The following is a 519-nucleotide window of genomic DNA, read 5'->3' as shown; positions in this document are numbered from 1 at the left end:
AAAAATTTATTAAATCTTCTATAGCGTTTTCATTTTCTAAATATACTTTACAAATGCTTTTCAGAAAGTATGCATATTTATTGTTATTATTTAATTTTATAACTTTATTGTAATATTCTATGGCAATATTATATTTTTTTAAATCATATTGACATCCTGCCATTAAATAATAAGCATGTTCATTTTTTGGATTTAATTCAATCACTTTATTAATATATATTATTGCATCTTCATATTTTTTTAAAATTACTTTTGAATATGCTATGTTATAATAAGCTCCTTCTTCTTTCGGATTTAATTCAATCACTTTATTAAAATATTCTATGGCTTCAATATAATTTTCTAATTCTATTTTTATAAGTCCTATATTATAGTAAGCTCCTTCTTCTTTTGGGTTTAATTCTATTACTTTATTTAAATTTATAATAGCTTCTTCATATTTTTCAATATCAAATAATATAATACTTTTTTCAAAATATGTTCTATCTATATTTGGATTTAATTTTATTGAAATATCAA

The 519-nt window shown here is 18.9% G+C and carries 1 protein-coding gene; it reads right to left on the bottom strand.

What is annotated here, in order from left to right; translation table 11 throughout:
- On the bottom strand, positions 1 to 519 hold a 519-nt coding region (locus tag EZH24_RS13355), incomplete at both ends, for a tetratricopeptide repeat protein (RefSeq protein ID WP_161976200.1).

Source organism: Brachyspira catarrhinii (assembly GCF_005518285.1).
GTDB classification, from domain to species: Bacteria; Spirochaetota; Brachyspiria; order Brachyspirales; family Brachyspiraceae; genus Brachyspira; species Brachyspira catarrhinii.
The sequence above is the reverse complement of the archived record's forward strand: the minus strand, read 5'-3'. Positions and strand labels throughout refer to the sequence as shown.